Origin of the sequence: Amycolatopsis melonis, assembly GCF_040064235.1 — a bacterium.
GTDB classification, from domain to species: Bacteria; Actinomycetota; Actinomycetes; order Mycobacteriales; family Pseudonocardiaceae; genus Amycolatopsis; species Amycolatopsis melonis.
In genome coordinates this window covers 162269-185915 of sequence record NZ_JBDZYD010000013.1, presented here as the reverse complement: position 1 = coordinate 185915, position 23647 = coordinate 162269, and the positions used below count along the sequence as shown (strand labels likewise).

The 23647-nt window shown below is 70.8% G+C and carries 26 protein-coding genes; 16 read left to right on the top strand and 10 right to left on the bottom strand.

What is annotated here, in order from left to right:
* Positions 1 to 12: 12 nt before the first annotated feature.
* Positions 13 to 807 (bottom strand): enoyl-CoA hydratase-related protein, encoded by a 795-nt coding sequence (locus ABJI51_RS32230; RefSeq protein WP_348954825.1) that lies wholly within the window; start codon positions 805 to 807, stop codon positions 13 to 15.
* Between the two features lie 198 nt (positions 808 to 1005).
* Here ABJI51_RS32230 and ABJI51_RS32225 point away from each other — a divergent pair, with 198 nt between their 5' ends.
* Together ABJI51_RS32225 and ABJI51_RS32220 are read left to right on the top strand one after the other, a co-directional pair.
* Positions 1006 to 1173, top strand: coding sequence for a DUF3117 domain-containing protein (locus ABJI51_RS32225; protein WP_013222969.1), 168 nt, complete (start codon positions 1006 to 1008; stop codon positions 1171 to 1173).
* A 90-nt stretch (positions 1174 to 1263) separates the two neighbouring features.
* Positions 1264 to 2715, top strand: coding sequence for a leucyl aminopeptidase family protein (locus tag ABJI51_RS32220; RefSeq protein WP_348954824.1), 1452 nt, complete (start codon positions 1264 to 1266; stop codon positions 2713 to 2715).
* Here ABJI51_RS32220 and ABJI51_RS32215 read toward each other — a convergent pair.
* Positions 2640 to 3410: an alpha/beta fold hydrolase gene (locus ABJI51_RS32215; protein WP_348954823.1), complete on the bottom strand. Its 771-nt coding sequence runs from the start codon at positions 3408 to 3410 to the stop codon at positions 2640 to 2642. The two genes, ABJI51_RS32220 and ABJI51_RS32215, sit on opposite strands and share 76 nt — an antisense overlap.
* Before the next feature lie 107 nt (positions 3411 to 3517).
* On the opposite strand from ABJI51_RS32215, the gene ABJI51_RS32210 reads away from it, so the two are divergent.
* The gene (locus tag ABJI51_RS32210; protein ID WP_348954822.1) at positions 3518 to 3859 is read left to right on the top strand and encodes a winged helix-turn-helix transcriptional regulator; all 342 of its coding nucleotides are present in this window, start codon (positions 3518 to 3520) and stop codon (positions 3857 to 3859) included.
* Here the strand turns inward: ABJI51_RS32210 and ABJI51_RS32205 are convergent.
* Positions 3856 to 4755, bottom strand: coding sequence for a LysR family transcriptional regulator (locus ABJI51_RS32205; protein WP_348954821.1), 900 nt, complete (start codon positions 4753 to 4755; stop codon positions 3856 to 3858). The two genes, ABJI51_RS32210 and ABJI51_RS32205, sit on opposite strands and share 4 nt — an antisense overlap.
* Positions 4756 to 4817: 62 nt before the next feature.
* Here ABJI51_RS32205 and ABJI51_RS32200 point away from each other — a divergent pair, with 62 nt between their 5' ends.
* Entirely contained in the window at positions 4818 to 5993 is a 1176-nt protein-coding gene (locus tag ABJI51_RS32200) for an MFS transporter (RefSeq protein ID WP_348954820.1), read from the top strand.
* Between the two features lie 425 nt (positions 5994 to 6418).
* Here the strand turns inward: ABJI51_RS32200 and ABJI51_RS32195 are convergent, their stop codons facing one another.
* Entirely contained in the window at positions 6419 to 7063 is a 645-nt protein-coding gene (locus ABJI51_RS32195) for an O-methyltransferase (protein ID WP_348954819.1), read from the bottom strand.
* Between the two features lie 190 nt (positions 7064 to 7253).
* Between ABJI51_RS32195 and sigE the strand changes: the two genes are divergently transcribed.
* The 5 genes from sigE (at position 7254) to ABJI51_RS32170 (ending at position 11097) form a co-directional block, all read left to right on the top strand.
* Entirely contained in the window at positions 7254 to 7865 is a 612-nt protein-coding gene (gene sigE / locus ABJI51_RS32190) for an RNA polymerase sigma factor SigE (protein WP_348954818.1), read from the top strand.
* Positions 7862 to 8503 carry an anti-sigma factor family protein gene (locus ABJI51_RS32185; protein ID WP_348954817.1) on the top strand — a complete coding sequence of 214 codons (642 nt, stop codon included), beginning with the start codon at positions 7862 to 7864 and terminating at the stop codon, positions 8501 to 8503. The genes sigE and ABJI51_RS32185 overlap by 4 nt, the downstream gene beginning before the upstream one ends.
* Before the next feature lie 236 nt (positions 8504 to 8739).
* Positions 8740 to 10257, top strand: coding sequence for a S1C family serine protease (locus ABJI51_RS32180; protein ID WP_348954816.1), 1518 nt, complete (start codon positions 8740 to 8742; stop codon positions 10255 to 10257).
* A gap of 78 nt (positions 10258 to 10335) precedes the next feature.
* Complete coding sequence (tatB, locus tag ABJI51_RS32175; RefSeq protein WP_348954815.1) at positions 10336 to 10743, top strand: Sec-independent protein translocase protein TatB; 408 nt, start codon at positions 10336 to 10338, stop codon at positions 10741 to 10743.
* Between the two features lie 183 nt (positions 10744 to 10926).
* Complete coding sequence (locus ABJI51_RS32170; RefSeq protein ID WP_348954814.1) at positions 10927 to 11097, top strand: GNAT family N-acetyltransferase; 171 nt, start codon at positions 10927 to 10929, stop codon at positions 11095 to 11097.
* Positions 11098 to 11240: 143 nt separating this feature from the next.
* Here the strand turns inward: ABJI51_RS32170 and ABJI51_RS32165 are convergent, their stop codons facing one another.
* Genes ABJI51_RS32165 through ABJI51_RS32150 form a run of 4 tightly spaced genes read right to left on the bottom strand, consistent with a single transcriptional unit; the run spans position 11241 to position 15089 of the window.
* Positions 11241 to 12386 carry an Mrp/NBP35 family ATP-binding protein gene (locus ABJI51_RS32165; RefSeq protein WP_348954813.1) on the bottom strand — a complete coding sequence of 382 codons (1146 nt, stop codon included), beginning with the start codon at positions 12384 to 12386 and terminating at the stop codon, positions 11241 to 11243.
* Between the two features lie 10 nt (positions 12387 to 12396).
* Positions 12397 to 12897: a DUF1003 domain-containing protein gene (locus ABJI51_RS32160; protein WP_348954812.1), complete on the bottom strand. Its 501-nt coding sequence runs from the start codon at positions 12895 to 12897 to the stop codon at positions 12397 to 12399.
* Positions 12890 to 14167 carry a magnesium transporter MgtE N-terminal domain-containing protein gene (locus ABJI51_RS32155; protein ID WP_348954811.1) on the bottom strand — a complete coding sequence of 426 codons (1278 nt, stop codon included), beginning with the start codon at positions 14165 to 14167 and terminating at the stop codon, positions 12890 to 12892. The genes ABJI51_RS32160 and ABJI51_RS32155 overlap by 8 nt, the downstream gene beginning before the upstream one ends.
* Before the next feature lie 10 nt (positions 14168 to 14177).
* Positions 14178 to 15089 carry an aminoglycoside phosphotransferase family protein gene (locus tag ABJI51_RS32150; protein ID WP_348954810.1) on the bottom strand — a complete coding sequence of 304 codons (912 nt, stop codon included), beginning with the start codon at positions 15087 to 15089 and terminating at the stop codon, positions 14178 to 14180.
* A 93-nt stretch (positions 15090 to 15182) separates the two neighbouring features.
* Between ABJI51_RS32150 and ABJI51_RS32145 the strand changes: the two genes are divergently transcribed.
* Positions 15183 to 16001 (top strand): slipin family protein, encoded by an 819-nt coding sequence (locus tag ABJI51_RS32145; protein ID WP_348954809.1) that lies wholly within the window; start codon positions 15183 to 15185, stop codon positions 15999 to 16001.
* Here ABJI51_RS32145 and ABJI51_RS32140 read toward each other — a convergent pair.
* Both ABJI51_RS32140 and ABJI51_RS32135 read right to left on the bottom strand, forming a co-directional pair.
* Positions 15998 to 16735, bottom strand: coding sequence for a DUF4190 domain-containing protein (locus ABJI51_RS32140; RefSeq protein ID WP_348954808.1), 738 nt, complete (start codon positions 16733 to 16735; stop codon positions 15998 to 16000). The two genes, ABJI51_RS32145 and ABJI51_RS32140, sit on opposite strands and share 4 nt — an antisense overlap.
* 34 nt (positions 16736 to 16769) lie before the next feature.
* Entirely contained in the window at positions 16770 to 17126 is a 357-nt protein-coding gene (locus ABJI51_RS32135; protein WP_348954807.1) for a DUF4190 domain-containing protein, read from the bottom strand.
* Between the two features lie 141 nt (positions 17127 to 17267).
* On the opposite strand from ABJI51_RS32135, the gene ABJI51_RS32130 reads away from it, so the two are divergent.
* The 6 genes from ABJI51_RS32130 (at position 17268) to ABJI51_RS32105 (ending at position 23645) form a co-directional block, all read left to right on the top strand.
* Positions 17268 to 18464, top strand: a complete 1197-nt coding sequence (locus ABJI51_RS32130) for an acyl-CoA dehydrogenase family protein (protein WP_348954806.1) — start codon at positions 17268 to 17270, stop codon at positions 18462 to 18464.
* Positions 18465 to 18582: 118 nt separating this feature from the next.
* Positions 18583 to 19104: a YflT domain-containing protein gene (locus ABJI51_RS32125; RefSeq protein ID WP_348955012.1), complete on the top strand. Its 522-nt coding sequence runs from the start codon at positions 18583 to 18585 to the stop codon at positions 19102 to 19104.
* Between the two features lie 243 nt (positions 19105 to 19347).
* Positions 19348 to 20670, top strand: coding sequence for an ABC transporter substrate-binding protein (locus ABJI51_RS32120; RefSeq protein WP_348954805.1), 1323 nt, complete (start codon positions 19348 to 19350; stop codon positions 20668 to 20670).
* Positions 20667 to 21626 carry a carbohydrate ABC transporter permease gene (locus ABJI51_RS32115; protein WP_348954804.1) on the top strand — a complete coding sequence of 320 codons (960 nt, stop codon included), beginning with the start codon at positions 20667 to 20669 and terminating at the stop codon, positions 21624 to 21626. The genes ABJI51_RS32120 and ABJI51_RS32115 overlap by 4 nt, the downstream gene beginning before the upstream one ends.
* The gene (locus ABJI51_RS32110) at positions 21626 to 22465 is read left to right on the top strand and encodes a carbohydrate ABC transporter permease (protein ID WP_348954803.1); all 840 of its coding nucleotides are present in this window, start codon (positions 21626 to 21628) and stop codon (positions 22463 to 22465) included. The genes ABJI51_RS32115 and ABJI51_RS32110 overlap by 1 nt, the downstream gene beginning before the upstream one ends.
* 4 nt (positions 22466 to 22469) lie before the next feature.
* Positions 22470 to 23645, top strand: coding sequence for an ABC transporter ATP-binding protein (locus ABJI51_RS32105; RefSeq protein ID WP_348954802.1), 1176 nt, complete (start codon positions 22470 to 22472; stop codon positions 23643 to 23645).
* The last annotated feature ends 2 nt before the right edge of the window (positions 23646 to 23647 follow it).

The window sequence follows — 23647 nt, the reverse complement described above, 5'->3', positions numbered from 1 at the left end:
GCGGCAGACCGGCTACTTGCCCTGGAAGTCCGGCTTGCGCTTGCCGACGAAGGCCTCGACGGCCTCGGTGTGGTCGGCCGTGGCGCCGAGCGCGGTCTGGGCGGCGTCCTCGGCCGCGAGGGCCTCGTCGAACGTCGACTGCGCGGCCAGGTTGAGCACGCTCTTGATCTTCGCGTAGGCGACGGTCGGCCCGGCCGCGAGCTTCGCCGCGACGGCCTGGGCGCGCGCCGGCAGCTCCTCGTCCGGCACGACCTCGCCGACCAGGCCGAGGCGCAGCGCCTCGGCCGCGTCGACGGTGCGGGCCAGCAGCATCAGCTCGGCGGCCCGGCCGTAGCCGACCAGCCGCTGCAGCGTCCAGGACGCGCCGCTGTCCGGGCCGAGCCCGACGTTGGCGAAGGCCATCAGGAACGACGACGACTCGGCGGCGATCCGCAGGTCGCTGGCGTAGGCGAAGGCCGCACCTGCCCCGGCCGCGGTGCCGTTGACCGCCGCGACGACCGGCTTCGGCATCTCCACGATCGCCTTGACGATCGGGTTGTAATGCTCCTTCACCGTGTGTAGCGGGGCGGGGTCACCCGCCTGGAGCAGTCCGACGTGCTCCTTGAGGTCCTGCCCGGCGCAGAACGCCTTGCCCGAACCGGTCAGCACGACCGCGCGGACTCCCGGGTCGTCCGCCGCCCCGCGCAGCGCCGCGAGCAGTGCTTCCTTCAGCTCGACGGTCAGCGAGTTGTACGCCTGCGGCCGGTTGAGGGTGAGGGTGCGCACCCCGTCGGCGTCGGCGGTCAGCAGGACGTCGGATGTGGTCACGTCTTCTCCTTGCGCGGAAAACTTCGGTCGGCCGAGAGTCTTCCACTTCGCGCGGGCCGCATACCAGCACCGATACGGCAGCAAAAGATCGGTCCGCTGATGCGCCCGGCCGCTGATGAGGGACAATGGACGGCAGACCCGGCTGGCTTTCACGCGAGCGCGACCCGGGCGCGCCGGTTGAGACGGAGGGAGCACGCTATGGCGGCCATGAAGCCCCGGACCGGAGATGGTCCCCTCGAAGTGACTAAGGAGGGGCGGGGCCTCGTGATGCGCGTACCGCTCGAGGGTGGTGGGCGACTCGTCGTCGAGCTCTCCGCGGAAGAAGCGAAGGACCTCGGCGCCGCACTGGCGGAGGTCACCGGCTGACCCGGCCCCCCGAACCGTCCTTCCGTCGCACCCCGGTCTCCCCTGCGGAGGCCGGGGTCGCGGTTCCTCTGCGCCTGAAGGTTGCTCACTGTGCGTAATCCGCTACCCCCCGTTCCGACTAGTCTCCCCGACATCGAGGTCGCGGCCGAGCTCCGCCGCGGCGTCCCGGCCGTCCGGCTCGTGGCCGCGCCCGACAACGATGACGTCGAGCCGCTGGAGATCGAGGGTGTCCGGATCAGCGGCAAGGCGGGCGACGTCCAGACGGTGCCCGGCGACGGTCCCCGCTGGATCGCGGGCCTCGGCGGCGGCGAGCCGAAGGAGTACCGCAGGACCGGCGCGGCGCTGGTCCGTGCGGTGAACGCGACCCTGGCCGACGACGTCGAGCGCGGCGGCAAGGCGTTCCGCGCGGTGCAGCTGGAGCTGCCGGAAGAGGCGTCCGGCGAGCACGTGACCGAGCTGGCGCTGGGCCTGCTGCTCGGCGGCTACCGGTTCAAGGTGACCGGCGAGGACCCCAAGCCGTCGGTGCGCACGCTGCGGCTGGTGTCGGCGGACCCGGCGCTGCCCGCGCTGGTCGCCCGCGCTTCGGCGCTGGCCGCGGCGACGGCGCTGACCCGCGACCTTGCGAACACGCCGTCCAACGTCAAGAACCCGGCCTGGCTGGCCGGCACCGCCGCGAAGGTGGCGGGCCCGCGCGTCGAGGTGACGATCCGGGACGAGAAGTGGCTGGCCACGCAGGGCTTCGGCGGCGTGCTGGCGGTCGGCGGCGGCTCGGCGAGCCCGCCGCGGCTGATCGAGATGGCTTACAAGCCGTCGGGCGCGTCCCGCCACCTGCTCCTGGTGGGCAAGGGCATCACGTTCGACACCGGCGGCCTGTCGATCAAGCCGGCCGACGGCATGCACCTGATGCGCACGGACATGGCAGGCGGCGCGGCGGTGATCGCGGCGGTCCGCGCGATCGCGGAGCTGGCGCTGCCGGTGCGGGTGACGGCACTGGTGCCGTCGGCGGAGAACCACGTCTCGGGCTCGTCCTACCGGCCCGGCGACATCGTCCGCCACTACGGCGGCCGGACGACCGAGGTCGGCAACACCGACGCGGAGGGCCGGATGGTCCTGGCGGACGCGCTGACGTACGGGATCAAGCGGTTCACCCCGGACTACGTGGTCGACGCGGCCACCCTGACCGGCGCGATGAAGGTGTCGCTCGGCGTGCGCACGGGTGGCCTGTTCGCCACCGACGACACGCTGGCGGAGCTGGTGACGGCGGCGGGCGAGCGGGTCGGCGAGGCCTGGTGGCGCATGCCGCTGGTGGAGGACTACGCGGAGAACGTCCGCGGCGAGATCGGCGACGTCCGCCAGGCCCCCGGCGGGCCGGGAGCCATCACGGCGGCGCTGTTCCTGCGCGAGTTCACCGAGGGCCTGCCGTGGGCCCACCTGGACATCGCCGGCCCGGCCCGCTCGGAGAAGAACTACGACGAGGTGGTCCCGGGCGCGACCGGCTTCGCGGCCCGGACGCTGGTGGAACTGGCGGCGTCGCTGAGCTGAGCCGCCTCGGTCAGCAGCCCGGCCAGCTCGGCGGGCATGGTGATCATGCAGTCGTGCCCGGTCGGCAGCTCCCGCACCGGTTCGCCGGCCGGAACGGGACGCCGGGTGATGTCCTTCGGCTGTTCGCCGACGCAGTGGATGTGCAGGCGCGGGACAGCGGGCAGCGCCGGGTTGTCCAGCCGCACTGGTTGCACGAAGCAGTTCACCGGCTGGTCCGACAGCAGCGTGCGCAGCCAGGCGGCGTCGGCGGGATCGGTGACCCCGAACAGGCCCACCGGCGCCGGCTGCTCCGGCAGCGGCGGCACCCGCCAGCCGTCCACGGCGAGGTCGATCAGGTTCTTCGTCATCGGATGGATGTCGACCGCGGTTTCGCCGTCTTCGGGGACCATCGCGTCGAGGAACACCAGCCGCGCGATCCGGTCCGGCAGCCGGTTGGCCACCGCCGAGATCACCAGCCCGCCGTAGCTGTGCCCGACGAGCACGACGTCGGTGAGCTGCCCGGCTTCGATCAGCCCGGCGACGTCGTCGACGTGGGTGTCCAGGCCGACTTCGGGGCCGAGCAGGTGTGCCTTGTCCCCGAAGCCGGTGAGGGACGGCGCGAGCACCCGGTGGCCGTCCGCTTCCAGCAGCGGGACCACCCGCTCCCAGCACTGCCCGCTGTGCCAGGCGCCGTGGACCAGCAGAAATGTCGTCATCTCGGTTCCGTTCCGTGCCTCGGTATCATTCGGTAACCACTGTGATCCACAAGGCCCGGACCGGGCAATACGGCACTTTCCGGTGCCCCGGTTCTCTGGAGGTAACCGTGCAGGACGTGTGCCGGACCCGGGCGGTCCTCGACATCGTCGGCGACAAGTGGGCGCTGCTGGTGGTCCGCATGCTCAAGGACGGGCCGCTGCGCTTCACCGAGCTGAAGCGGGCGATCGACGGCATCAGCCAGCGCATGCTCACGGTGACCCTGCGCGACCTCGAACGGGACGGGATCCTGACCCGCACGGTCCGCAACGTCATGCCGCCGCACGTGAGCTACGAGCTGACGCCGACGGGCCGGACGCTGCGCGAAGCCGCCGCGCCGCTGCTCGAGTGGAGTCTTGAGAACCTGCCGCACATCGAGGCGGCACGCGCGGCCTACGACAGCCGCGGCTAGTGCTGGGGCGTGGCCAGGACGTGCTCGCGGAACGCCGTCACCGCGGGCGTCATCGGCTCGCCGGCCCGCCACACCAGCCCGATCGTCCGGTACGGCCGGGGCGACAGCGGCACCTCCGCGACCCCCGCCGGCGGGCCCGGCCCGAAGCGTGGCAGCAACGCCACGCCCAGCCCGGCCGCCACCAGGCCGCGGACGGTGTCCGACTCCTGTCCCTCGAACGCGATCCGCGGCGTGAAGCCCGCCGCCGCGCATAGCTCGTCGGTCAGCGTGCGGACGCCGTAACCCTGTTCGAGCAGGACGAACTCCTCCCCGGCCAGCTCGCTCATCCGCACCGAGCGCCGTCCCGCCAGCGGGTGGCCCGCCGGGACGCACAGCAGGATCTCCTCGTCCACCAGCCCCGCCGACGCCAGTGACGGCACGGACGGCAGCGGCGCCACCAGCGCGAGGTCCAGCTCGCCGCCCGCCAGCCGGTCGACCATGTCCTGCCGCGAGCCCTGCACCAGCGTGAACCGCACGCCCGGATACCGCGCCCGGTAGTCGCGCAGCAGCGACGGCACCAGCGACCGCCCGAGCAGGTGCAGGAAGCCCAGCACCACGTGTCCCGACTCGGGCGAGACCTCCTCCCGCGCCAGCCGGACGCCCGCGTCGAGGGTCGCCAGGCCGCGTTCGGCCGCCTCGGCGAGGAGGTCCGCCGCACGCGTCAGCCGGATGCCGCGGCCGTCCGGCACGGTCAGGGGCGCACCCAGCACGTCGGCGAGCGCGGCGATCCGCCGGCTCACGGTGGGCTGCGGGACACCGAGCAGCTCGGCCGCGCGTGTGACGTTCCCCGTCTTCCGCAGGGCGGCCAGCAGCGGCAGGTGCGGCGCGACCTGCGCGGTCAGCGAGTCATACGTCATCGCATGAATCATGACAGACGAACGCATTGGACGTATTGGTTAGCACTTCTTAGTTTCGGTGGGTGACTTCCACGCGCCGAGTCAAGACCGCCGTCGCCGCGGCCGGCATCTCCTCCTTCGCGCTGCTCTACGCGCCGCAGCCGGTGTTGCCGCAGCTCGCCGCCCAGTACCACCTGGACCCCGGCGGCGCGGCGCTGGCGATCAGCGTCGCGACCGGCGCGCTGGCCGTGGCCGTCCTGCCGATCGCGGCACTGTCCGAAGTGGTCGGCCGCCGCCCGGTGATCCTGACGTCGGTGACCGCGTCGGTGGTGTTCGGGCTGCTGGTGCCGCTGATGCCGACGTACCCGGCGCTGCTGGTGGTACGCGCACTGCAGGGCGTCGCAATCGCCGGCTTCCCAGGGGTGGCGGCGGCCTACCTGGCCGAGCGGCTCGGCCGAGCGGGCGTCGCGGCGGCGGTCGGAGCGATGATCGCGGGCAACACGATCGGAGGCATGCTGGGCAGGCTGGCCAGCGGCTTCACCGAAGGCCCCTTCGGCTGGCGCGGAGCGCTGTTCGTGGTGGCGGGCGTGGGAGCGGCGTGTTCGGCGGTCACGGTGGCAACCCTGCCGCCGAGCCCGCGGCCTCGTGGGAGCTCGGTCACCAGAGGCCTGCTGACGGCGTTGAGCCGCCCGGTCCTCCTGGCCCAGTACGCGGTGGCGCTGCTGGCAATGGGTTCGTTCGTGGCGCTGTACAACGCGGCGGGCTTCCGCCTGACGGGAAGCCCGCTGAACCTGTCCCCGGCAATCGCATCGTTGGTGTTCCTGGCGTACGCAACAGGCTCGGTATCTTCGGCGGCGGCGGGCCGCCTGGTCGCCCGCCTGGGCCGCCGCCGCGCGCTGACCGGAGCCCTGGTCCTGACAGCGGCAGGCGCGGCACTGACCCTCCCGGACGCACTACCGCTGGTGATAGCGGGCTTCCTGCTGCTGACCTGCGCATTTTTCGCAGCCCACGCGGTGGCCAACGGCTGGGCGGCAGCGGAGGCACCCGAGGAAGCCCGGGGTCAGGTGGGTGGCACGTACACGGCGTCGTACTACCTGGGAAGCAGCATCGGCGGCGCGGCCGGGGCGTGGGTGTACGGCCACGCGGGATGGCCCTGGCTGGTGGCGGCGGTGGCACTGTGGCTCCTGCTGGCGATCGCGGCGGTGGGAGCCGGAACGCGGGCGAGGGTGGGCCGTCAGGAGCTGGTGAGTGCTGGTTGAGCCGGGTTTTGCGGTGGGCCGGAAAGAGCGTCCCGCCGCGACTCCAGGCCCCACCCGTCCCTGGGGGCTGACCCCGGTCCAGTCTACCGGTGGCCACCGACGAAACCGGCTGGCGACCGGGAGTTGTCCACAGTCTGGGGGACTTGTGGATAACTGTGGATTCGGGTGGGTTCCTGGGTGACGATCAGCAGGTGGGCGGCCGCAGCGCCGGGTTGGATTTGCCGCAGAGTTCCGAGCCGACGGTGCCGGGATGAGGGTTGAGGTTGCTGCTCGGCCGACTCGCGAGAGGCTGGGGACGATGCGCAACGAATGTGGCGTTCGGTCCGTGGGATGCACCGAACGCCACATTGGGTGCATAAGCCGGGCCCCGACAGCCAACAGGACCCACGCCGACCAGCCGCCAGAAAGCCCACCCCGGACCCGCGTCAGACCGCGGCAGCAACCAGCAACCCGCCCCCCACCGGAAGCAGCGCCGGAACCAGCCGAGGATCCTCCCGGAACGCACGCGCCACCTCGCGCAGCGCAAGGGTCTCCGGGTCACGATGAGCAGGGTCGATCACCCGCCCACCCGCCAGCACGTTGTGGAACGCGATGATCCCGCCGCTGCGCAGCAGCGACACCCCCAGCTCGTAGCAGCCGGGGTACTCGATATGCGCCGAGTCGACGAACACCAGGTCGTACCCACCCGGCGTGAGCCGCTGCAGGACGTCCAGAGCCCGGCCGATGATCAGCCGCGTCCGGCCCGGTGGGTAGCCGGCCTCGCGGAACGTCGCGCGGGCCGCCCGCTGGTACTCCGGCTCGACGTCGATCGAGGTCAGGACGCCGTCGGGGGCCATGCCGCGCAGCAGGCTGAGCCCGCTCACCCCCGCGCCCGTGCCGACCTCGACCACGGCCTTCGCGCGCAGCGTCGCCGCCAGGAAGCGCAGCGTCGCGCCCGCGCCCGCGCTGAGCGGCGGGCACCCCAGGTCCTCGGCCCGTGCGCGCGCCGAAGACAGCACCTCGTCGTCGGGCAGGTACCCGTCGACGAACCCGGAATCGACCGGTGCGGCCGCAGGGGTGGGCGTGTTCACGCACGGAGGTTAGCGCTGGTTGTCGATAAATCCGCGCAGGCTCCCTGGTAAGCACCCGGCGAGAAGTTCTCAGCCTGCTCTCAGTCCAGTCTCACTAGAACCATAAGGAACCCGGACAGACTGAATTCCGAACACACGGGAACACCGTGCCGACGACCCGCGTTGGGTGGAGCAGACAGGAGAAACACAGATGGAGGTGCCTGCTCCCGCGATGCAGAACGCCGTTGCCGACGCCGGGGCTCAGCCGGTGACCCTGGACGAAGCGGCCTGGACGCCGCCGTCCTGGGACGAGGTCGTGCGCGAGCACGGCGACCGGGTCTACCGGCTCGCCTACCGCCTGACCGGCAACACCCACGACGCCGAGGACCTGACGCAGGAGACCTTCATCCGGGTCTTCCGCTCGCTGGCGTCGTACAAGCCCGGCACGTTCGAGGGCTGGCTGCACCGGATCACCACTAACCTGTTCCTGGACATGGCCCGCCGCCGCTCCCGCGTGCGGATGGAGGGCCTGCCCGACGACACCGACCGCATCGTGGGCGACGACCCGAGCCCCGAGCAGGTCTACTCGGACACGCACCTGGACCCGGACCTGCAGGCGGCCCTCGACGAGCTGCCGCCGGAGTTCCGCGCCGCCGTGGTGCTGTGCGACGTCGAAGGGCTGTCGTACGAGGAAATCGGCGCCACGCTGGGTGTCAAGCTGGGCACTGTCCGCAGCCGGATCCACCGTGGGCGCCAGGCGTTGCGCGCTTCGCTGGAGCGTCGGCGCGCTTACGCACCGGAATCTGCGAAGGTGTCGGTATGACCTCTCCGCGAGGGTGGGGACTCCCCGAGTCGCACCTGTTGCCGGACGTCGTGGTGGCGTTCGTCGACGGTGAGCTTTCGCACGGCGCCCGCGACCGCGCGGCGTCGCACATCACGCGCTGCCCGGCCTGCGCGGCCGAGGTCCGCGCCCAGCGCCAGGCGATGGAAGCGGTCCGCCGCGCGTCGGCGCCGTCGATGTCGGCGGGCTTCCTGGCGAGCCTGCAGTCCATCCCCCAGCACACGGAGCTGCCGAGCAGCCCCGACAATCTGGCGATCACCGCGGACGGCCAGCTGGTCGCGGTCCAGCGCCCCGACCGGGTGGCGGGCCTGCGCGACGCGGGCGTCCTGGGCGGGGTGGCGCCGTTGGGAAGATCGGCCCCGCTGGGCCAGTCGCCGAACGTCCTGGGCGGCGGCCGGTTCAAGCGCCGCGCGGCGCAAGGGGCGGGCGTGGTGGTGTCGGGGCTGGTGCTGAGCGCCCTGGCCCTGGTGGGCACCTCCGCCGACGGCGACGGTCCTGAGGGCGGCACCCCGCAGCCGGCGAACCTGCTCCCGGCCCAGCTGGCGGTACCGCCGCAGCCGACGCCGACTTCGGCGTCCCCGAGCCCGACGCCGGTCGCGGTGCCGGCCGGCATTCGCTGAACCGTCTTCCCGGAGGCCGCCGCGAGGATCCCTCGCGGCGGCCTCCGGCATTTGGTTGCCCAGGCGGCCGGCGGCAAGGGCCGTGAATGTGCCATTCACGGCCCCTCTGGAAGTCCGGAGCCGCGCGCCCTCGCCGACCCGCCGGAGCAACAGCCACTTCACCGGCCGACCGGCAGACTCGGAGCACCGGGCTTGGGTATCGTCACGCCCAGCCACCTGACCTTCCGCACCGGGGAATGATGACCGAGCCGAACGTGAATCCCGAGCAGTCCGGCGCCCGTGATGCCGACCGGCTGGGTCCGCGGCCGCTCGCGCGGCCCGCCGTCGATCCGGCGCAGGCCGCCGTGTTCGGCAGGCCGCAGGGCGTCGACGGGGCGTTCGACAAGCTCTACACCCCGCAGAAGACCAACGGCGTCAACCTCGCGCCGCCCGCGCCCGAGTCGCTGGCCGAAGCCTTCCGGCGGCCGCCAGGCGCCGAAGGTGTGCTGCTCGAACGGCCGCGCGAAGCCACCGGTGAGCCGGCACAGGCCGATCCGCCGCTGTGGCACAGCACCAGCGACCCCTGGCGCGACCCCGGCGCCGGGGCCGTCCTCGCCGGACCCGCCGTGCCCGCCGACGACGAGGAAAAACCCGCCCGCCGTCCGCCCGGGGCCCTGCTCAGCCTGCCCGAGGTGCTCTTCGGCCGTCGCGTGCAGCCCAAGGCGCTCGTCCTGCTCGGCGTCGTCGCGCTGCTCATCGGCGCCGCCGGCGGCTTCGTCGGGTGGTGGGTCGGCGACACCGGCTCCGCGCTCACCGGGTCCGCCACCATCTCCGAAGCCGAGGTCGGCAAGGAACGTCCCGCGGGCTCGGTCGCCGCCATCGCCAAGCGCGTCGCCCCGGCCGTCGTCTCGCTCGAGGTCTTCAAGCCCGGCGCCGAGTCCGGCGAGCAGGGCTCCGGCGTGATGATCGACCCGCAGGGCTACATCCTCACCAACGAGCACGTCATCGCGTCGGCCGCCGCGGACCCGGGCGTCAAGGTCACCGCCGTCTTCATCGACGGCACCCGCACCGAAGCCAAGCTGGTCGGCGCCGACCAGAAGACCGACCTCGCCGTCGTGAAGGTGAACGTCACCAACCCGACCGTGCTGCAGATCGGCAAGTCGGCGGACCTGCAGGTCGGCGACACCGTGATGGCGATCGGCTCGCCGCTGGCGCTGCAGAACTCGGTGACCGCCGGCATCGTCAGCGCGCTGAACCGGCCGATCACCGCGGGCGGCGACAACGGTGCGCCGCCGGTCACCTACGAGGCCATCCAGACCGACGCGGCGATCAACCACGGCAACTCGGGCGGCGCGCTCGTCGACTCGACCGGCGCGCTGGTCGGGATCAACTCGTCGATCCGCTCGTCCGGCGCGGACGGCGGCAGCATCGGCATCGGCTTCGCCATCCCGAGCGACTACGCGGTCAAGATCGCGAAGGCGCTGATCAAGGACGGCAAGGTCCAGCACGCCGACATCGGCATCAACGCGTCCTCGACGGTCGCGGGCTCGTCCACGATGGGCGCCCAGGTGAAGAACGTCGCACCCGGCGGCCCGGCCGCGAACGCGGGCATCAAGGAGGGCGACGTGATCACCAAGGTCGGCAACCGGCTCGTCCGCGACTCGGCGGAACTGACGGTCGCGGTCCGCGCGCACGACGTCGGCGAAGTGGTCCCGGTCCAGCTGGCCCGCGACGGCGCGAGTTTCGTCGTGGACGTAACCCTGGCTTCCGACTGAGTTCCCGCGTTCGGCCTGCCGGAGCGCGGCGGGTGGCGAGTACCCTGGGCGGGTAGGTTCAGCTTCGGAGGTTGACTGGTGTTCGACAGCGTCGGATGGGGCGAAATCCTCGTCCTCATCATCGCCGGTCTCTTCATCCTCGGCCCGGAACGGCTGCCGGAGGCGGCGTCCTGGCTCGCGAAGAGCGTCCGCAAGGTCCGCGAGTTCGCGACGGGCGCGCGCGAGCAGCTCCGCGAGGAGATGGGCCCGGAGTTCGACCAGCTGCGCAAGCCGCTGGAGGACCTCCGCGGGCTGCGCAATTTCGACCCGAAGCGCGTGGTGACCCAGCACCTGTTCGACGGCGACGCGGACCCGCTCGGCCTGAAGGGCATCACGAACGGCAGCAGCACCCCGGCGAACGGCTCCAACGGGTACACGGTGAGCCAGCCGGCACCGGAGCCGCTCAAGCCGGGCGAGCGCCCGCCGATCGACCCGGACGCCACATAAGGTGCTGTCGATCGGCTTCCTGACCGAATCCGACCGGGAACGTTGGGAAGAACTGGCCCGCGGCAAGGACGCCTGCGAACGCACCTGGCGGCGCCTGCTCGACGACGACCGCCTCCACGGAATCGCGGCCCGCATGGTGGGGACCTGTTCCAGGCGAGCGTCCGGTACCTGGCGGACCTGTTCGTGGACCCCCAGGTCCGCCGCCGCGGAGTGGCGACGGCGCTGATCGAGTGGGTGGCGCGGGACGCGGAGCGCAACGGCCCTCGGGTGACTGGATCCCGGCAAAGTGCCGATGCACTGAAGGGCCCCTTCCTTGCATCTGACGTCAGCAAGGTGCCCTTCAGCTCGGCGTGAGCCAGCCGCCCGAACTGATCCGGCGAGCGTCCACCCCTCACGACATGAACGACTCTTTCCTGTCGTCAGACGTCATGAACGACTCTTTCATGACGTCCGGTCACCCCGCGGCACAGCGACTTTGCCAGGGGAGCGGCCGGGGTTCAGCGTCCCGCAGGGGTTACGTTCAGCATCATCCCGGCCAGCCCGCGCGCCCGCACGGTCAGTTTCTTCGCCGCCTCCTGCAGCACCACCGAAGCCGGTGCCTCCGGGGCCGCCAGGACCAACGGCTCTCCCGCGTCGCCCTGGGAGACCATCCGCGGGTCCATCGGCACCTGGCCCAGCAGCGGCACCTCCGACCCGATCGACTTCGACAGCGATGCCGCCACCGCCTGGCCGCCACCGGAACCGAACAGCTCCAGGCGGGAGCCGTCCGGCTGCTCCAGCCACGACATGTTCTCGATCACCCCGGCCACCCGCTGGCGCGTCTGCAGGGCGATCGCGCCCGCGCGCTCGGCCACCTCGGCTGCCGCCTGCTGGGGGGTGGTCACCACCAGGATCTCTGCGTTGGGGATCAGCTGGGCCACCGAAATCGCGATGTCGCCCGTGCCCGGGGGGAGGTCCAGCAGCAGGATGTCCAGGTCGCCCCAGAACACGTCGGCCAGGAACTGCTGCAGGGCCCGGTGCAGCATCGGGCCTCGCCACACCACCGGGGTGTTGCCCGGGGTGAACATGCCGATCGAGATCACCTTCACGCCGTGGGACTGGGGCGGCATGATCATCGTGTCGACCTTGGTCGGCTTCTCGCGGGCGCCCAGCATCCGCGGGATCGAGTGGCCGTAGATGTCCGCGTCCACCACGCCCACCGACAGCCCGCGCGCGGCCATCGCCGCCGCCAGGTTCACCGTCACCGACGACTTGCCCACGCCGCCCTTGCCCGATGCCACGCAGTACACCCGCGTCATCGAGCCCGGCTGCGCGAACGGGATCACCGGCTCCGCCGCGTCGCCGCGCAGGGACTTGCGCAGCTCGGTGCGCTGCTCGTCGCTCATCACGTCCAGCTCGACCCGCACGTCCGTCACGCCCGGCAGCTTCGAGACCGCCGCCTGGGTGTCCGACGTCAACGTCGCCTTCAGCGGGCAGCCCGCCACCGTCAGGTAGATCCCGACGGTCACCACACCGTCGGGCGCAACCGAAACGTCCTTGACCATCCCCAGGTCCGTGATGGGTTTCCGGATCTCGGGATCGTGCACGCTCTTCAGCGCGCTGCGGACGTCCTCGACGCTGGGGAGCTGCTGGGTGCTGGTCACCCCACCCATGTTACGTACCGGTAGGGGTGCGGGACTTCCTGGGCTGAACGTCCAGGTCCTCCCGCAGCCGGTCCAGCTCGCTGCGCAGGTAGTCGCGCGTGGCCACCTCGCCGATCGCCAGCCGCAGCGCCGCCAGCTCACGGGCCAGGTACTCGGTGTCCGCCTTCGTCTGGGCCGCCCGGTTGCGGTCCTCCTCCAGCGAGACGCGGTCGCGGTCGTCCTGGCGGTTCTGGGCCAGCAGGATCAGCGGCGCCGCATACGCCGCCTGCGTCGAAAACGCCAGGTTGAGCAGGATGAACGGGTACGGGTCCCACTGCAGCGACAGCGCCGTGAGGTTCAGCACGATCCAGACGACCACGATCAGCGTCTGCCAGAACAGGTACTTCCCGGTGCCGAGGAACCGGGCGACGCGCTCGGTGAACCGGCCGAACGAGTCCGGGTCGATGTTCAGCCTGAACCGGTTCTGGCCGCGGGGCTGGTCGAGCCGCCGTCCCGAAGTCAGCTCAGGCACGGTCTTCCTCCAAGGTGTCGTGCAGGCCGGTCTCGCGCCAGTCCTCCGGCAGCAGGTGGTCGAGGACGTCGTCGACGGTCACCGCGCCGATCAGGTGGTCCTCGGTGTCGACGACCGGCCCGCAGGTCAGGTTGTAGGCCGCGAAGTACCGCGTGACCTCGGCCAGCGACGCGCCCGGCTTGAGCGGCGGCAGCCCGGTGTCCACCGCGCCCGCCACCAGCTCGGCGGGCGGCTCCCGCAGCAGCCGCTGGAAGTGCACCACGCCGACGTAGCGCCCGGTCGGCGTCGCCGTCGGCGGGCGGCAGACGAACACCATGCTCGCCAGCGCCGGCGGCAGCTCCGCGTTGCGGATGTGCGCCAGCGCCTCGGCGATCGTCGTGTCCGGGGTCAGCACCACCGGCTCCGGCGTCATCAGGCCGCCCGCGGTGTCCGAGGAGTACTCCAGCAGCCGCCGGACCGGCGCCGACTCCTCCGGCTCCATCAGCTCCAGCAGCCTGCTCTGGTCGGCCGGGGCCAGCTCGGCCAGCAGGTCGGCCGCGTCGTCGGGGTTCATCGCCTCGAGGACGTCGGCGGCGCGCTCCTCGGCCAGGTAGGCCAGCAGCTCCTTCTGGTCGTCGTCCGGCAGCTCCTCGATGACGTCGGCGAGGCGCTCGTCGTCCATCGCGTCGGCGACCTCGTGCCGCCGCTTGAGCGGCAGGTCGCGGACGGTCGCGGCGATGTCGGCGGGCCGCATGGTGTCGAACAGCATGAGCAGCTGGCCCGCGCCCTGCGGCTGGCCGGTGAGGTCGGTGAGGCCGAGCCCGGCCACCTCCGACCACGGCAGCACCTGCATCGCCGAACGGCGGCGCCCCAGCCCCAGCCGCCGTTCGCGGATGGCGAGCTTGGCCAGCACCCAGTCACGGGTGCGGGTCGGCTCCATCCCGGCGTCGACGACGGTGATCCGGGCCCCGGAGGAGGCCAGCGTCGCGTGCGCGTCGAGCAGCTGGCCGAGCACCAGTACCTCGTTGGGGCGCTGGTTGAACTGCCGCATGTTGACCGAGCCGGTGGCAAGGGTGACGGCGGTCGGCTCGATCGACGTCACGCGCAGCATCGGCACGAAGACGCGCCGCCGGGTCGACAGCTCGACGACCAGCCCGAGGATTCGCGGCGGCTGCGCGTCCAGGCGCAGCCCGGCGACCAGGTCGCGGACGCGGCCGATGGACTCGCCGTCCGGGCCGAAAACCGGCAACCCGGACAGCTGAGCTGCGAAAACCCTGTTGACCGCGGCCATGCCGCTGACACTATCGGCTGGCCGCCCAGGGAGCGATTTCCGCCACTGTGACGAAGGCCGGGTCGTCGCTCTGCTCGCCGTTCTCCTGGAACTCCTCGATCATCCAGATCCAGTTCTGCACCGCGCGCACGAGCGTCCAGGCTCGGGCCTTCTCGGCGTCCAGCTCCTGCGACGCGACGATCAGCGCCATCCGATCGTCCAGTGTGGACTCGGTGAAGCGGTTCCAGAACAGCGGGATGACGCCCCATTCGAGGTCGCCCGCGATCGGCTTCGGGTCGATGACCAGCCACGGCTCGCGCGTGCCCGCCAGGACGTTCTCGAAGTGCAGGTCCTCGTTCACCAGCACCTCGTCCGCCGAGGGACCCAGCTCGCGGCAGATCGCGACGGCGTCGCCGACCAGCCGCCGGTCGAACGGCTCGCCCAGCTCGGCCCAGCGGCGGGGGAGTTCTTCGGCGAGGGACCCGGCTTCGGTGCGCAGGCGCCGGGTCAGCGACGGCGGCGCGGGGACGGCGAGGCGCCGCGCCAGTCCGCCGATGACCGGGATCGCCTCGCGCAGCGGGAGGTCGTCGAGCGTCCGGCTCGCGTCGAGCCGTTCCAGCAGCAGGACGCCGTCCTCGGGCGCGGACTCCAGCAGCAGCACCGCACCCCGGCCGGCCCATGTGGACAGTGCGAGCGGCTCGTCCGCGGATTCCTCGTCCCGCCAGCCCAGTTTCAGCACCACGGGCGTGCCGTCGGCCAGGCGCGCGGGCTGCACGACGCCGACGTAGCCGTGCATCGCCTCGCCCTCGAACGTCAGGCCCCACTTCCGGGCGTAGGCGGCGGCGAGGTCCGGGAGGGCGGCCAGCCACGGCACGGCCTCGGGCCCGAGCACCTGGGGCGCCCTGGCGGCGAACAGCGGGGGCACGCGAAGATCGTCCACCACCCCAGTCTGCCGGGCTCGTCCAGTGCATTTCGTCGTGGTCGGCACGGGCGTACGCTGGGATTTCCGGGGAAACCGTAACCACGGGGAGCAGCCATGGTGGTGGAGATCCTCAGCGCCGTCGTCGTCGCGGGCGGAGCCTGGCTCGCGTCGAGCGTGCGCGTCGTGAAGCAGTACGAACGCGGGCTGATCTACCGGTTCGGCCGGGTGCGGGCGAAGGTGCGGGAGCCCGGCCTGGCGATGCTCGTGCCGTTCGTGGACCGGCTCCAGAAGGTCAACATGCAGATCGTGACCATGCCGATCCCCGCACAGGACGGCATCACGCGCGACAACGTCACCGTCCGCGTCGACGCGGTCGTCTACTTCAAGGTCATCGACCCGGTCGTCGCGGCGGTCAACGTGCAGGACTACCGGTCGGCGGTCGGGCAGGTCGCGCAGACGTCGCTGCGCTCGATCATCGGCAAGAGCGACCTCGACGACCTGCTCTCCAACCGCGAACGCCTCAACGAGGGCCTGGAGCTGATGATCGACAGCCCGGCACTGGACTGGGGCATCCACATCGACCGCGTCGAGATCAAGGACGTCGCGCTGCCGGAGGCGATGAAGCGCTCGATGTCGCGCCAGGCCGAGGCGGAGCGGGAACGCCGCGCGCGCGTCATCTCCGCCGACGGCGAGCTGCAGGCGTCGCACAAGCTCGCACAGGCCGCGGCGACGATGGCCGACACGCCGTCGGCCCTGCAGCTGCGGCTGCTGGAGACGGTCGTGCAGGTGTCGTCGGAGAAGAACTCGACGCTGGTGCTGCCGTTCCCGGTGGAGCTGCTGCGGTTCCTCGACGCGCAGACGCCGAAACCGGAGGGCAACGGCCACGCGGCCCCTTCCCCGCGCACCCCGGGCGACGCGGTGCTGCCGGACTAGGCCAGGTGACCGGTCGCGCCGAGGATGATCAGGGTGGTGAAGAAGCCGACCCACAGCGCGATGACGACATAGCCGACGATCACGGCGGCCGTGGCGAGCCCGCGGCCGCCGCCTTCGCCACGGTTGGTCCGGCTCAGCGCGATGTGACCCATGACCAGCCCGGCGATCGCGGTGACGCCGGAGCAGAAGCCGAGGATCGAGCAGACGAGCGCCCCGATGGCCAGCGCGTTGTCCTGCCGGGATGCGGCGGCGGGATAGGACGGCGGGGTGACGTAGGACTGGCCGTACGCGGGTGGGTACTGCGGCGGGTAGGGAGGCACCGCCTGCGGCTGACCCGGGGCGACGTACGGGGTGCCGGGGATGTGGGCCGCGGGGGTTTCGAACGAGCCGGGTGGGAGGAAGCCGGGCTGGTCGGTGGTGGTGCCGGAGTACGCGGTGTCGGAGAACGGGCTGCCGGGCTGGTCGGCCGAGCCGGTGCCGGGGAACGGGCTGCCGGAGGAGCCGGGCTGCTCGGCGGCGGCATCGGCGGCCGCGCTACCGGGCTGTTCGGCCGAGACCGTGTCCGCCGAGCCGGTGCCGGAGAACGCCGTGTCGGCCTGAGCGGCCGTGTCCGGGAGGGTGGGGTCCGCCGCCGGCGGGTCGTAGTTCTCCGGTGCGTACGGTGCCGGGTCCGCGGTCGGCGGGGGCTCGTACCCGGCGGCCGGACGGTCCTTCTCCCCGGACGGGTCGGTCATGGCAGGTCCCCTCGGTGCGTGCAGGAAGCCGACATCAGCGCCAGGACCCGATCACACCGAGCGCGATTCCGAGGGCGACGAAAGCGATGTTGAGCGCGATCCCGACGTAGCCGATGATGACCGCCGCCAGTGCGATGCCCTGGCCCTCGGCCTCGCCGCGCTTGGCCTTGCCCAGGGCGATGTGGCCCATGATGATCCCGGCGATGCCCACGAACAGGCACAGGAACGTGCCGAGGATCGAGCAGACCAGCCCGCCGATCGCGAGGCCGGGGCCCGCCATGCCGGGGTACGGCGGCTGCGGCGGGAACTGCGGGTAGCCGCCGGAGGGATACTGCTGGCCGTAGCCGGGCTGCTGGCCGTAGGGATTGTTCGGGTCCTGCGGATAAGTCATGGTTCCTCCCCTTCGCCCAGCACTTTACGGCGCCGATCCCGGCCGGCGTGAGCGCCCTCATAGCAGGGTGGCGGGATTCCGGTCATACTCACCGGTAACCCAGCGCCGGGAGCGGCGTCGTACTCCGGAAAGGGAGCCGTGATGGCCCGTCTCGCCCAGACCGCCGGCCTGACCGACGTGCAGTCGGAGATCCTCGCGACCGTCCGCCAGTTCGTGGACAAGGAGGTCATCCCGCACGCGCAGGAGCTCGAGCACGCCGACACCTACCCCGCCGACATCGTCGAGGGCATGAAGGAGATGGGCCTGTTCGGGATCACCATCCCGGAGGAGTACGGCGGGCTCGGCGAGTCGCTGCTGACCTACGCGCTGGTCGTCGAGGAGATCGCGCGCGGCTGGATGAGCGTCTCCGGCGTCATCAACACCCACTTCATCGTGGCGCACATGATCTCCCGCCACGGCACCGAAGCGCAGAAGCGGCACTTCCTGCCGCGGATGGCCACCGGCGAGGTCCGCGGCTCGTTCTCGATGTCGGAACCGGACCTCGGCTCGGACGTCGCGGCGATCAAGACGAAGGCCAGGCGCGAGGGCGACGGCTACGTCATCGACGGCTCGAAGATGTGGCTGACCAACGGCGGCTCGTCCAACCTGATCGCGCTGCTCGTGCGCACCGACGAAGGCGCCGAGAAGGCCCACCAGAACCTGACGACGTTCCTCGTCGAGAAGCCGGAGGGCTTCGGCGAGGTGGCGCCCGGGCTGACCATCCCCGGCAAGATCGACAAGATGGGCTACAAGGGCGTCGACACGACCGAGGCGGTCTTCGACGGCTTCAGGATCGGCGCGGACATGGTGCTCGGCGAGGCGCCGGGCAAGGGCTTCGCGTACATGATGGACGGTGTCGAGGTCGGCCGCGTGAACGTCGCGGCGCGGGCGTGCGGCATCGCGATCCGCGCGTTCGAGCTGGCCGTGGAGTACGCCCAGCAGCGGAAGACGTTCGGCAAGCCGATCGCCGAGCACCAGGCGATCGCGTTCAAGCTGGCGGAGATGGCGACCAAGGTCGAGGCCGCGCACCTGATGATGGTGAACGCGGCCCGCCTCAAGGACTCGGGCGCGCGCAACGACGTCGAGGCGGGCATGGCGAAGCTGATCGCGTCGGAGTACTGCGCGGAGGTCACGCAGGACGCGTTCCGCATCCACGGCGGCTACGGCTACTCGAAGGAGTACGAGATCGAGCGCCTGATGCGCGAGGCGCCGTTCCTGCTCATCGGCGAGGGCACCAGCGAGATCCAGAAGACGATCATCAGCCGCGGCCTGCTGCGGGAATACAAGTCGCGATCCTGACCCGCGCCCGCGATTGTCGATACGGCGACAAATCGCGCCCGGCCTTTCGGGGTAAGCGGCTCGCACGGTACGGGCGTTCTTGACAAGATGGACGCCCAGACCCACGAGTGCGCAGGTGATGATGGTGAGTAGTCCCTTTGGCGGGGGCCGGGCGCCCGGTGGGCTGCCGCGGCTGCCGACCCCGCCGACCGGCTGGCCGATCGGGTCGTACGCGACCTACGGCGAGGCGCAGCAGGCGGTCGACTTCCTCGCGGACAGCGAGTTCTCCGTCTCCGACGTCACGATCGTCGGGGTCGACCTGATGCTCGTCGAACGCGTCATCGGGAAGCTGTCCTGGGGCCGGGTGCTCGGCACCGGCGCCGTGTCCGGCGCCTGGTTCGGCCTCTTCGCCGGGCTGCTGCTCGGGTTGTTCGTCAACCAGGGCTTCGCGCTGCAGCTGCTGACCGGGCTCGTGCTCGGCGTGCTGTCCGGGCTGATGTTCGCCGCGATCGGGTACAGCATGTCGCGCGGGCGGCGGGACTTCTCCTCGGCGAGCCAGCTGGTCGCCGGCCGCTACGACGTCCTGTGCCAGCCGCGCTCGGCCGAGCGCGGCCGCGAGCTGCTCGCGAAGCTGGCGCTGAAGCCGCCCGCGAACCCCTGAAAAAGACCGGCATTATCGGGGAGAATTCACCGTACGGGATGCACGGGGCTGAATCGTTACCGATACTGCTTGCGGGGTGTGATCGCCCGGCATAGGTTGTCCGACACCAGTCGGGCGGCCTCGCCCAACCAGCGCGGCGGCCCGAGCACTAGCACGTCGGGGTGCTGGCGCGGTTCGCCTCATCGCGTCGTGGTGCCCACCGGGTACCGCGGTAACCGGCGTGCACGCGGGTGAGGAGGCCTGATGGGGAAGAGGATCGGTGCGGGCAAACGGGGACGTTCGCCCGGCCGTACCGCCGTCCTGCTGGGGGCAGGGGCATTGGTGACCGGCCTGCTGGCCGGCTGCGGGTCCGGTGGCGGCCTGAAGATCAACGTCTACTACGCGCCGGAGGACACGTTCCAGAAAGTCGTCGACAACTGCACCAAGGCCGCGGGCGGCCGCTACGAAATCGTCTACAACAAGCTGCAGCGCGGCTCCGACGACCAGCGGCTGCAGATGGCCAGGCGGCTCGCCGCGGGCGACACCGCGATGGACGTCCTCGGGCTCGACGTGACCTGGGTGCCGGAGTTCGCCGAAGCCGGGTGGATCGACGAATGGACCGGGGAGAACAAGGCCACGGCGTCGGAGGGCGTCCTGCAGGGGCCGCTGGAAACGGCGACCTACAACGGGAAGCTCTACGCGGCCCCGAAGAACACGAACGTCCAGCTGCTCTGGTACGACGACCGGATCACGCCGACGCCGCCGAAGACGTGGCAGGAGATGATCGCCAAGTCCAAGGAGCTGAAGGCGCAGGGCAAGCCCTCCAGCATCGTGTTCACCGGCGCGCAGTACGAAGGCCTCGTCGTCTTCTACAACACGCTGGTGGAGTCGATGGGCGGGCACATCCTGTCCGAGGACGGCAAGTCCGTGGTGATGGACGACGGCGCGGTGCAGGCGCTCGCGCTGCTGAAGGAGATCACCTCCTCGGGAATCACCGACCCGTCGCTGACCAACTCGAAGGAGGACGACGTCCGGCAGACGTTCCAGCGCGGTGACGCCGCGTTCGAGCTGAACTGGCCGTTCGTCTACGCCTCCTACGCCAAGGAAAAGCCGCAGGACGTGTCGCACTTCAAGTGGGCCGTCTATCCCGAGGCGAAGCCCGGCACGCCGGCGAAGACCACGATCGGCGGGTACGACCTCGGCGTCAGCTCGCTGTCGAAGCACAAGGCCGAGGCGTTCGAAGCGGCGCTGTGCCTGCGCAACGCGGAGAACCAGAAGTTCTCCGCGATCAACGACGGCGTGCCGCCGACCATCGAATCGGTGTACCACAACGACACCCCGCTCGACCCGGCGAAGCCGGCGAGCGCGGACAACCCGAACATGGCGATCAAGTACCCGATGCGCGACTCGATCATCGACGCCATCAAGGACGCCGCCGTGCGGCCGCTGACCCCGGCCTACCAGAACATGTCGACGGTGATGTCGAAGGTCCTGTCGCCGCCGTCCGCCATCGATCCGCAGGCCACCGCGGCCCAGCTGCGCGAGCAGCTCGGCAACGCGCTCCAGTCGAAGGGAGTGATCCCGTGACCGTCCAGGACTCGACACCGGCCGGGGCCACCGTCGCCGAGACGGCACCGGCACGGAAGGGCAAACCCGCGCTCTCCGAAGGGAAGAAGGCCGAGAGACGGCTCGGGCTCTGGCTGTGCGCGCCCGCGTTCCTCGTGATGCTGGCGGTCACCGGCTACCCGATCCTCTACTCGATCTGGCTGTCCCTGCAGCGGTACGACCTGCGGTTCCCGGCACAGCAGGAGTTCGTCGGCTTCGACAACTACGCGGCCGTACTGTCCAATTCGTACTGGTGGACCGCCTTCGGCACCACGATGTTCCTCACCGTGGTGTCGGTGGCGATCGAGTTCGTCCTCGGCATGGCGCTGGCGCTGGTGATGCACCGGACGCTGGTCGGGCGCGGCCTGGTCCGCACGGTGGCGCTGATCCCGTACGGCATCGTCACCGTCGTCGCGGCGTTCTCCTGGTACTACGCGTGGACGCCGAAGACCGGCTACCTGGCGAACTTCCTCGCCGAGGGCTCGGCACCGCTGACCCAGCAGTGGCCGTCGCTGTTCATCATCATCGGCGCCGAGGTGTGGAAGACCACGCCGTTCATGGCGCTGCTGCTGATGGCGGGCCTGGCGCTGGTGCCGGACGACCTGCTCAAGGCCGCGGCGATGGACGGCGCGAGCGCGTGGCAGCGGTTCACGAAGGTGATGCTGCCGGTGATGAAGCCGGCGATCCTGGTGGCGCTGCTGTTCCGCACGCTGGACGCGTTCCGGATCTTCGACAACATCTACGTCCTCACCGGCGGCGCGCAGGACACCGGCTCGGTGTCCATGCAGACCTACAACAACCTGGTCAAGGGGCTGAACCTCGGGATCGGGTCGACGATGGCGGTGCTGATCTTCCTCACCGTGGCGATCATCGCGTTCATCTTCATCAAGGTGTTCGGCACGGCCGCACCGGGCTCGGACAACGGGGGTAAGCGCTGATGGCGATGGGAACCGTCACGACGGGCCGCAAGGTGCGCTGGGGCCTGGTCGACATCCTCGTGCTGGTGTTCGCGCTGGTGCCGGTGCTGTGGGTGGTGTCGCTGTCGTTCAAGACCAAGGACACGCTGACCGACGGGAACTTCATCCCGCGGTCGTGGACCTGGCAGAACTACGCGGACATCTTCCAGACCTCGGAGTTCCTGCGGGCGCTGGTCAACTCGATCGGCATCGCGATCATCTCGACCGTGATCGCGGTGGTGCTGGGCACGATGGCGGCGTACGCGATCGCGCGGCTGGACTTCCCCGGCAAGCAGCTGCTGGTCGGGCTCTCGCTGCTGATCGCGATGTTCCCGCAGGTGTCGCTGGTGACGCCGCTGTTCAACATCGAGCGCAACCTGGCGCTGTTCGACACGTGGCCGGGGTTGATCCTGCCCTACATCACGTTCGCGCTGCCGCTGTCGATCTACACGCTGTCGGCGTTCTTCCGGGAAATCCCGTGGGAGCTGGAAAAGGCGGCGAAGATGGACGGCGCGACGCCGGCACAGGCGTTCCGGAAGGTGATCGCGCCGCTGGCCGCGCCGGGGGTGTTCACCACCGCGATCCTGGTGTTCATCTTCTGCTGGAACGACTTCCTGTTCGCCATCTCGCTGACGTCGACCACGGCGTCGCGCACGGTGCCTGCGGCGCTGTCGTTCTTCACCGGGTCCTCGCAGTTCGAGGACCCGACCGGGCAGGTGAGCGCGGCCGCGGTCGTGATCACCATCCCGATCATTGTGTTCGTGTTGTTCTTCCAGCGTCGCATCGTGGCGGGGCTGACCTCCGGTGCGGTGAAGGGGTAGCGCAATGGCAGAAATCGTGCTCGACAAGGTGTCGAAGAAGTACCCCGACGGCGCCCTCGCCGTGTCCGAAGTGGACCTCACCGTCGCCGACGGCGAGTTCATCATCCTGGTCGGCCCGTCCGGCTGCGGGAAGTCGACGACGCTGAACATGGTGGCGGGCCTGGAGGACATCTCCTCCGGCGAGCTGCGCATCGACGGCGTGCGGGTCAACGAGAAGGCGCCGAAGGACCGCGACATCGCGATGGTGTTCCAGTCCTACGCGCTGTACCCGCACATGAGCGTCCGGGAGAACATGGCCTTCCCGCTGCGGCTGGCCAAAGTGGACGACAAGACCGTGCGGGCGAAGGTCGAGGAGGCCGCGAAGATCCTCGACCTGACCGCGCACCTGGACCGCAAGCCCGCCAACCTCTCCGGTGGCCAGCGGCAGCGCGTCGCGATGGGCCGGGCGATCGTCCGCAGCCCCAAGGCGTTCCTCATGGACGAGCCACTGTCCAACCTGGACGCCAAGCTGCGCGGCCAGATGCGGACGTCGGTGTCGAAGATCCAGAAGCAGCTCGGCACGACGACGCTGTACGTGACGCACGACCAGACCGAGGCCATGACGCTGGGCGACCGGGTCGTGGTGCTGCGGGCCGGGTACGTCCAGCAGATCGGCTCGCCGCAGTTCCTCTACGACAACCCGGCGAACCTGTTCGTGGCCGGGTTCATCGGCTCGCCGTCGATGAACTTCGTCCCGGCGACGCTGGAGAACAACGAGCTGCGCAGTGCACTGGGCACGACCCCGCTGACCGGCCGCGTCCGGCAGCTGGTGGAGAAGGCGAACGCGCCCCGCGACGTGATCGTCGGCATCCGCCCGGAGCACTTCGAGGACGCGGCATTGGTCGCCGACAAGAGCGGCGGCGGCACGTTCACCGCGCACATCGACGTGCTGGAGTCGATGGGCTCGGAGAAGTTCGCCCACTTCACGGTGGAGGGCGAGACCGCCACCACCGAGGAGCTGGCCGAGCTGGCCGCGGACAGCGGGTCCGCGGACGTGCCGGGCGCGGAGTCCCAGATCGTCGCGCGCCTGTCGGCGGAGTCGTCGGCGAAGGAGAACGCCGGCCTCGAGGTCTGGTACGACGCGGACAAGATCAAGCTGTTCGACCCGTCGAACGGCCGGAACCTCACCTACGAGGACTGACT

Coding starts and splice junctions, on each gene's coding strand:
- ABJI51_RS32185 (WP_348954817.1), top strand. CDS start 7,862: ATGACCTCTCCGCGAGGGTGGGGACTCCCCGAGTCGCACCTGTTGCCG.
- ABJI51_RS32105 (WP_348954802.1), top strand. CDS start 22,470: ATGGCAGAAATCGTGCTCGACAAGGTGTCGAAGAAGTACCCCGACGGC.
- ABJI51_RS32215 (WP_348954823.1), bottom strand. CDS start 3,410: ATGACGACATTTCTGCTGGTCCACGGCGCCTGGCACAGCGGGCAGTGC.
- ABJI51_RS32110 (WP_348954803.1), top strand. CDS start 21,626: ATGGCGATGGGAACCGTCACGACGGGCCGCAAGGTGCGCTGGGGCCTG.
- ABJI51_RS32125 (WP_348955012.1), top strand. CDS start 18,583: ATGATGGTGAGTAGTCCCTTTGGCGGGGGCCGGGCGCCCGGTGGGCTG.
- ABJI51_RS32140 (WP_348954808.1), bottom strand. CDS start 16,735: ATGACCGACCCGTCCGGGGAGAAGGACCGTCCGGCCGCCGGGTACGAG.
- ABJI51_RS32155 (WP_348954811.1), bottom strand. CDS start 14,167: ATGGCCGCGGTCAACAGGGTTTTCGCAGCTCAGCTGTCCGGGTTGCCG.
- ABJI51_RS32145 (WP_348954809.1), top strand. CDS start 15,183: ATGGTGGTGGAGATCCTCAGCGCCGTCGTCGTCGCGGGCGGAGCCTGG.
- ABJI51_RS32120 (WP_348954805.1), top strand. CDS start 19,348: ATGGGGAAGAGGATCGGTGCGGGCAAACGGGGACGTTCGCCCGGCCGT.
- ABJI51_RS32130 (WP_348954806.1), top strand. CDS start 17,268: ATGGCCCGTCTCGCCCAGACCGCCGGCCTGACCGACGTGCAGTCGGAG.
- ABJI51_RS32180 (WP_348954816.1), top strand. CDS start 8,740: ATGATGACCGAGCCGAACGTGAATCCCGAGCAGTCCGGCGCCCGTGAT.
- ABJI51_RS32225 (WP_013222969.1), top strand. CDS start 1,006: ATGGCGGCCATGAAGCCCCGGACCGGAGATGGTCCCCTCGAAGTGACT.
- ABJI51_RS32205 (WP_348954821.1), bottom strand. CDS start 4,755: ATGACGTATGACTCGCTGACCGCGCAGGTCGCGCCGCACCTGCCGCTG.
- ABJI51_RS32135 (WP_348954807.1), bottom strand. CDS start 17,126: ATGACTTATCCGCAGGACCCGAACAATCCCTACGGCCAGCAGCCCGGC.
- sigE (WP_348954818.1), top strand. CDS start 7,254: ATGGAGGTGCCTGCTCCCGCGATGCAGAACGCCGTTGCCGACGCCGGG.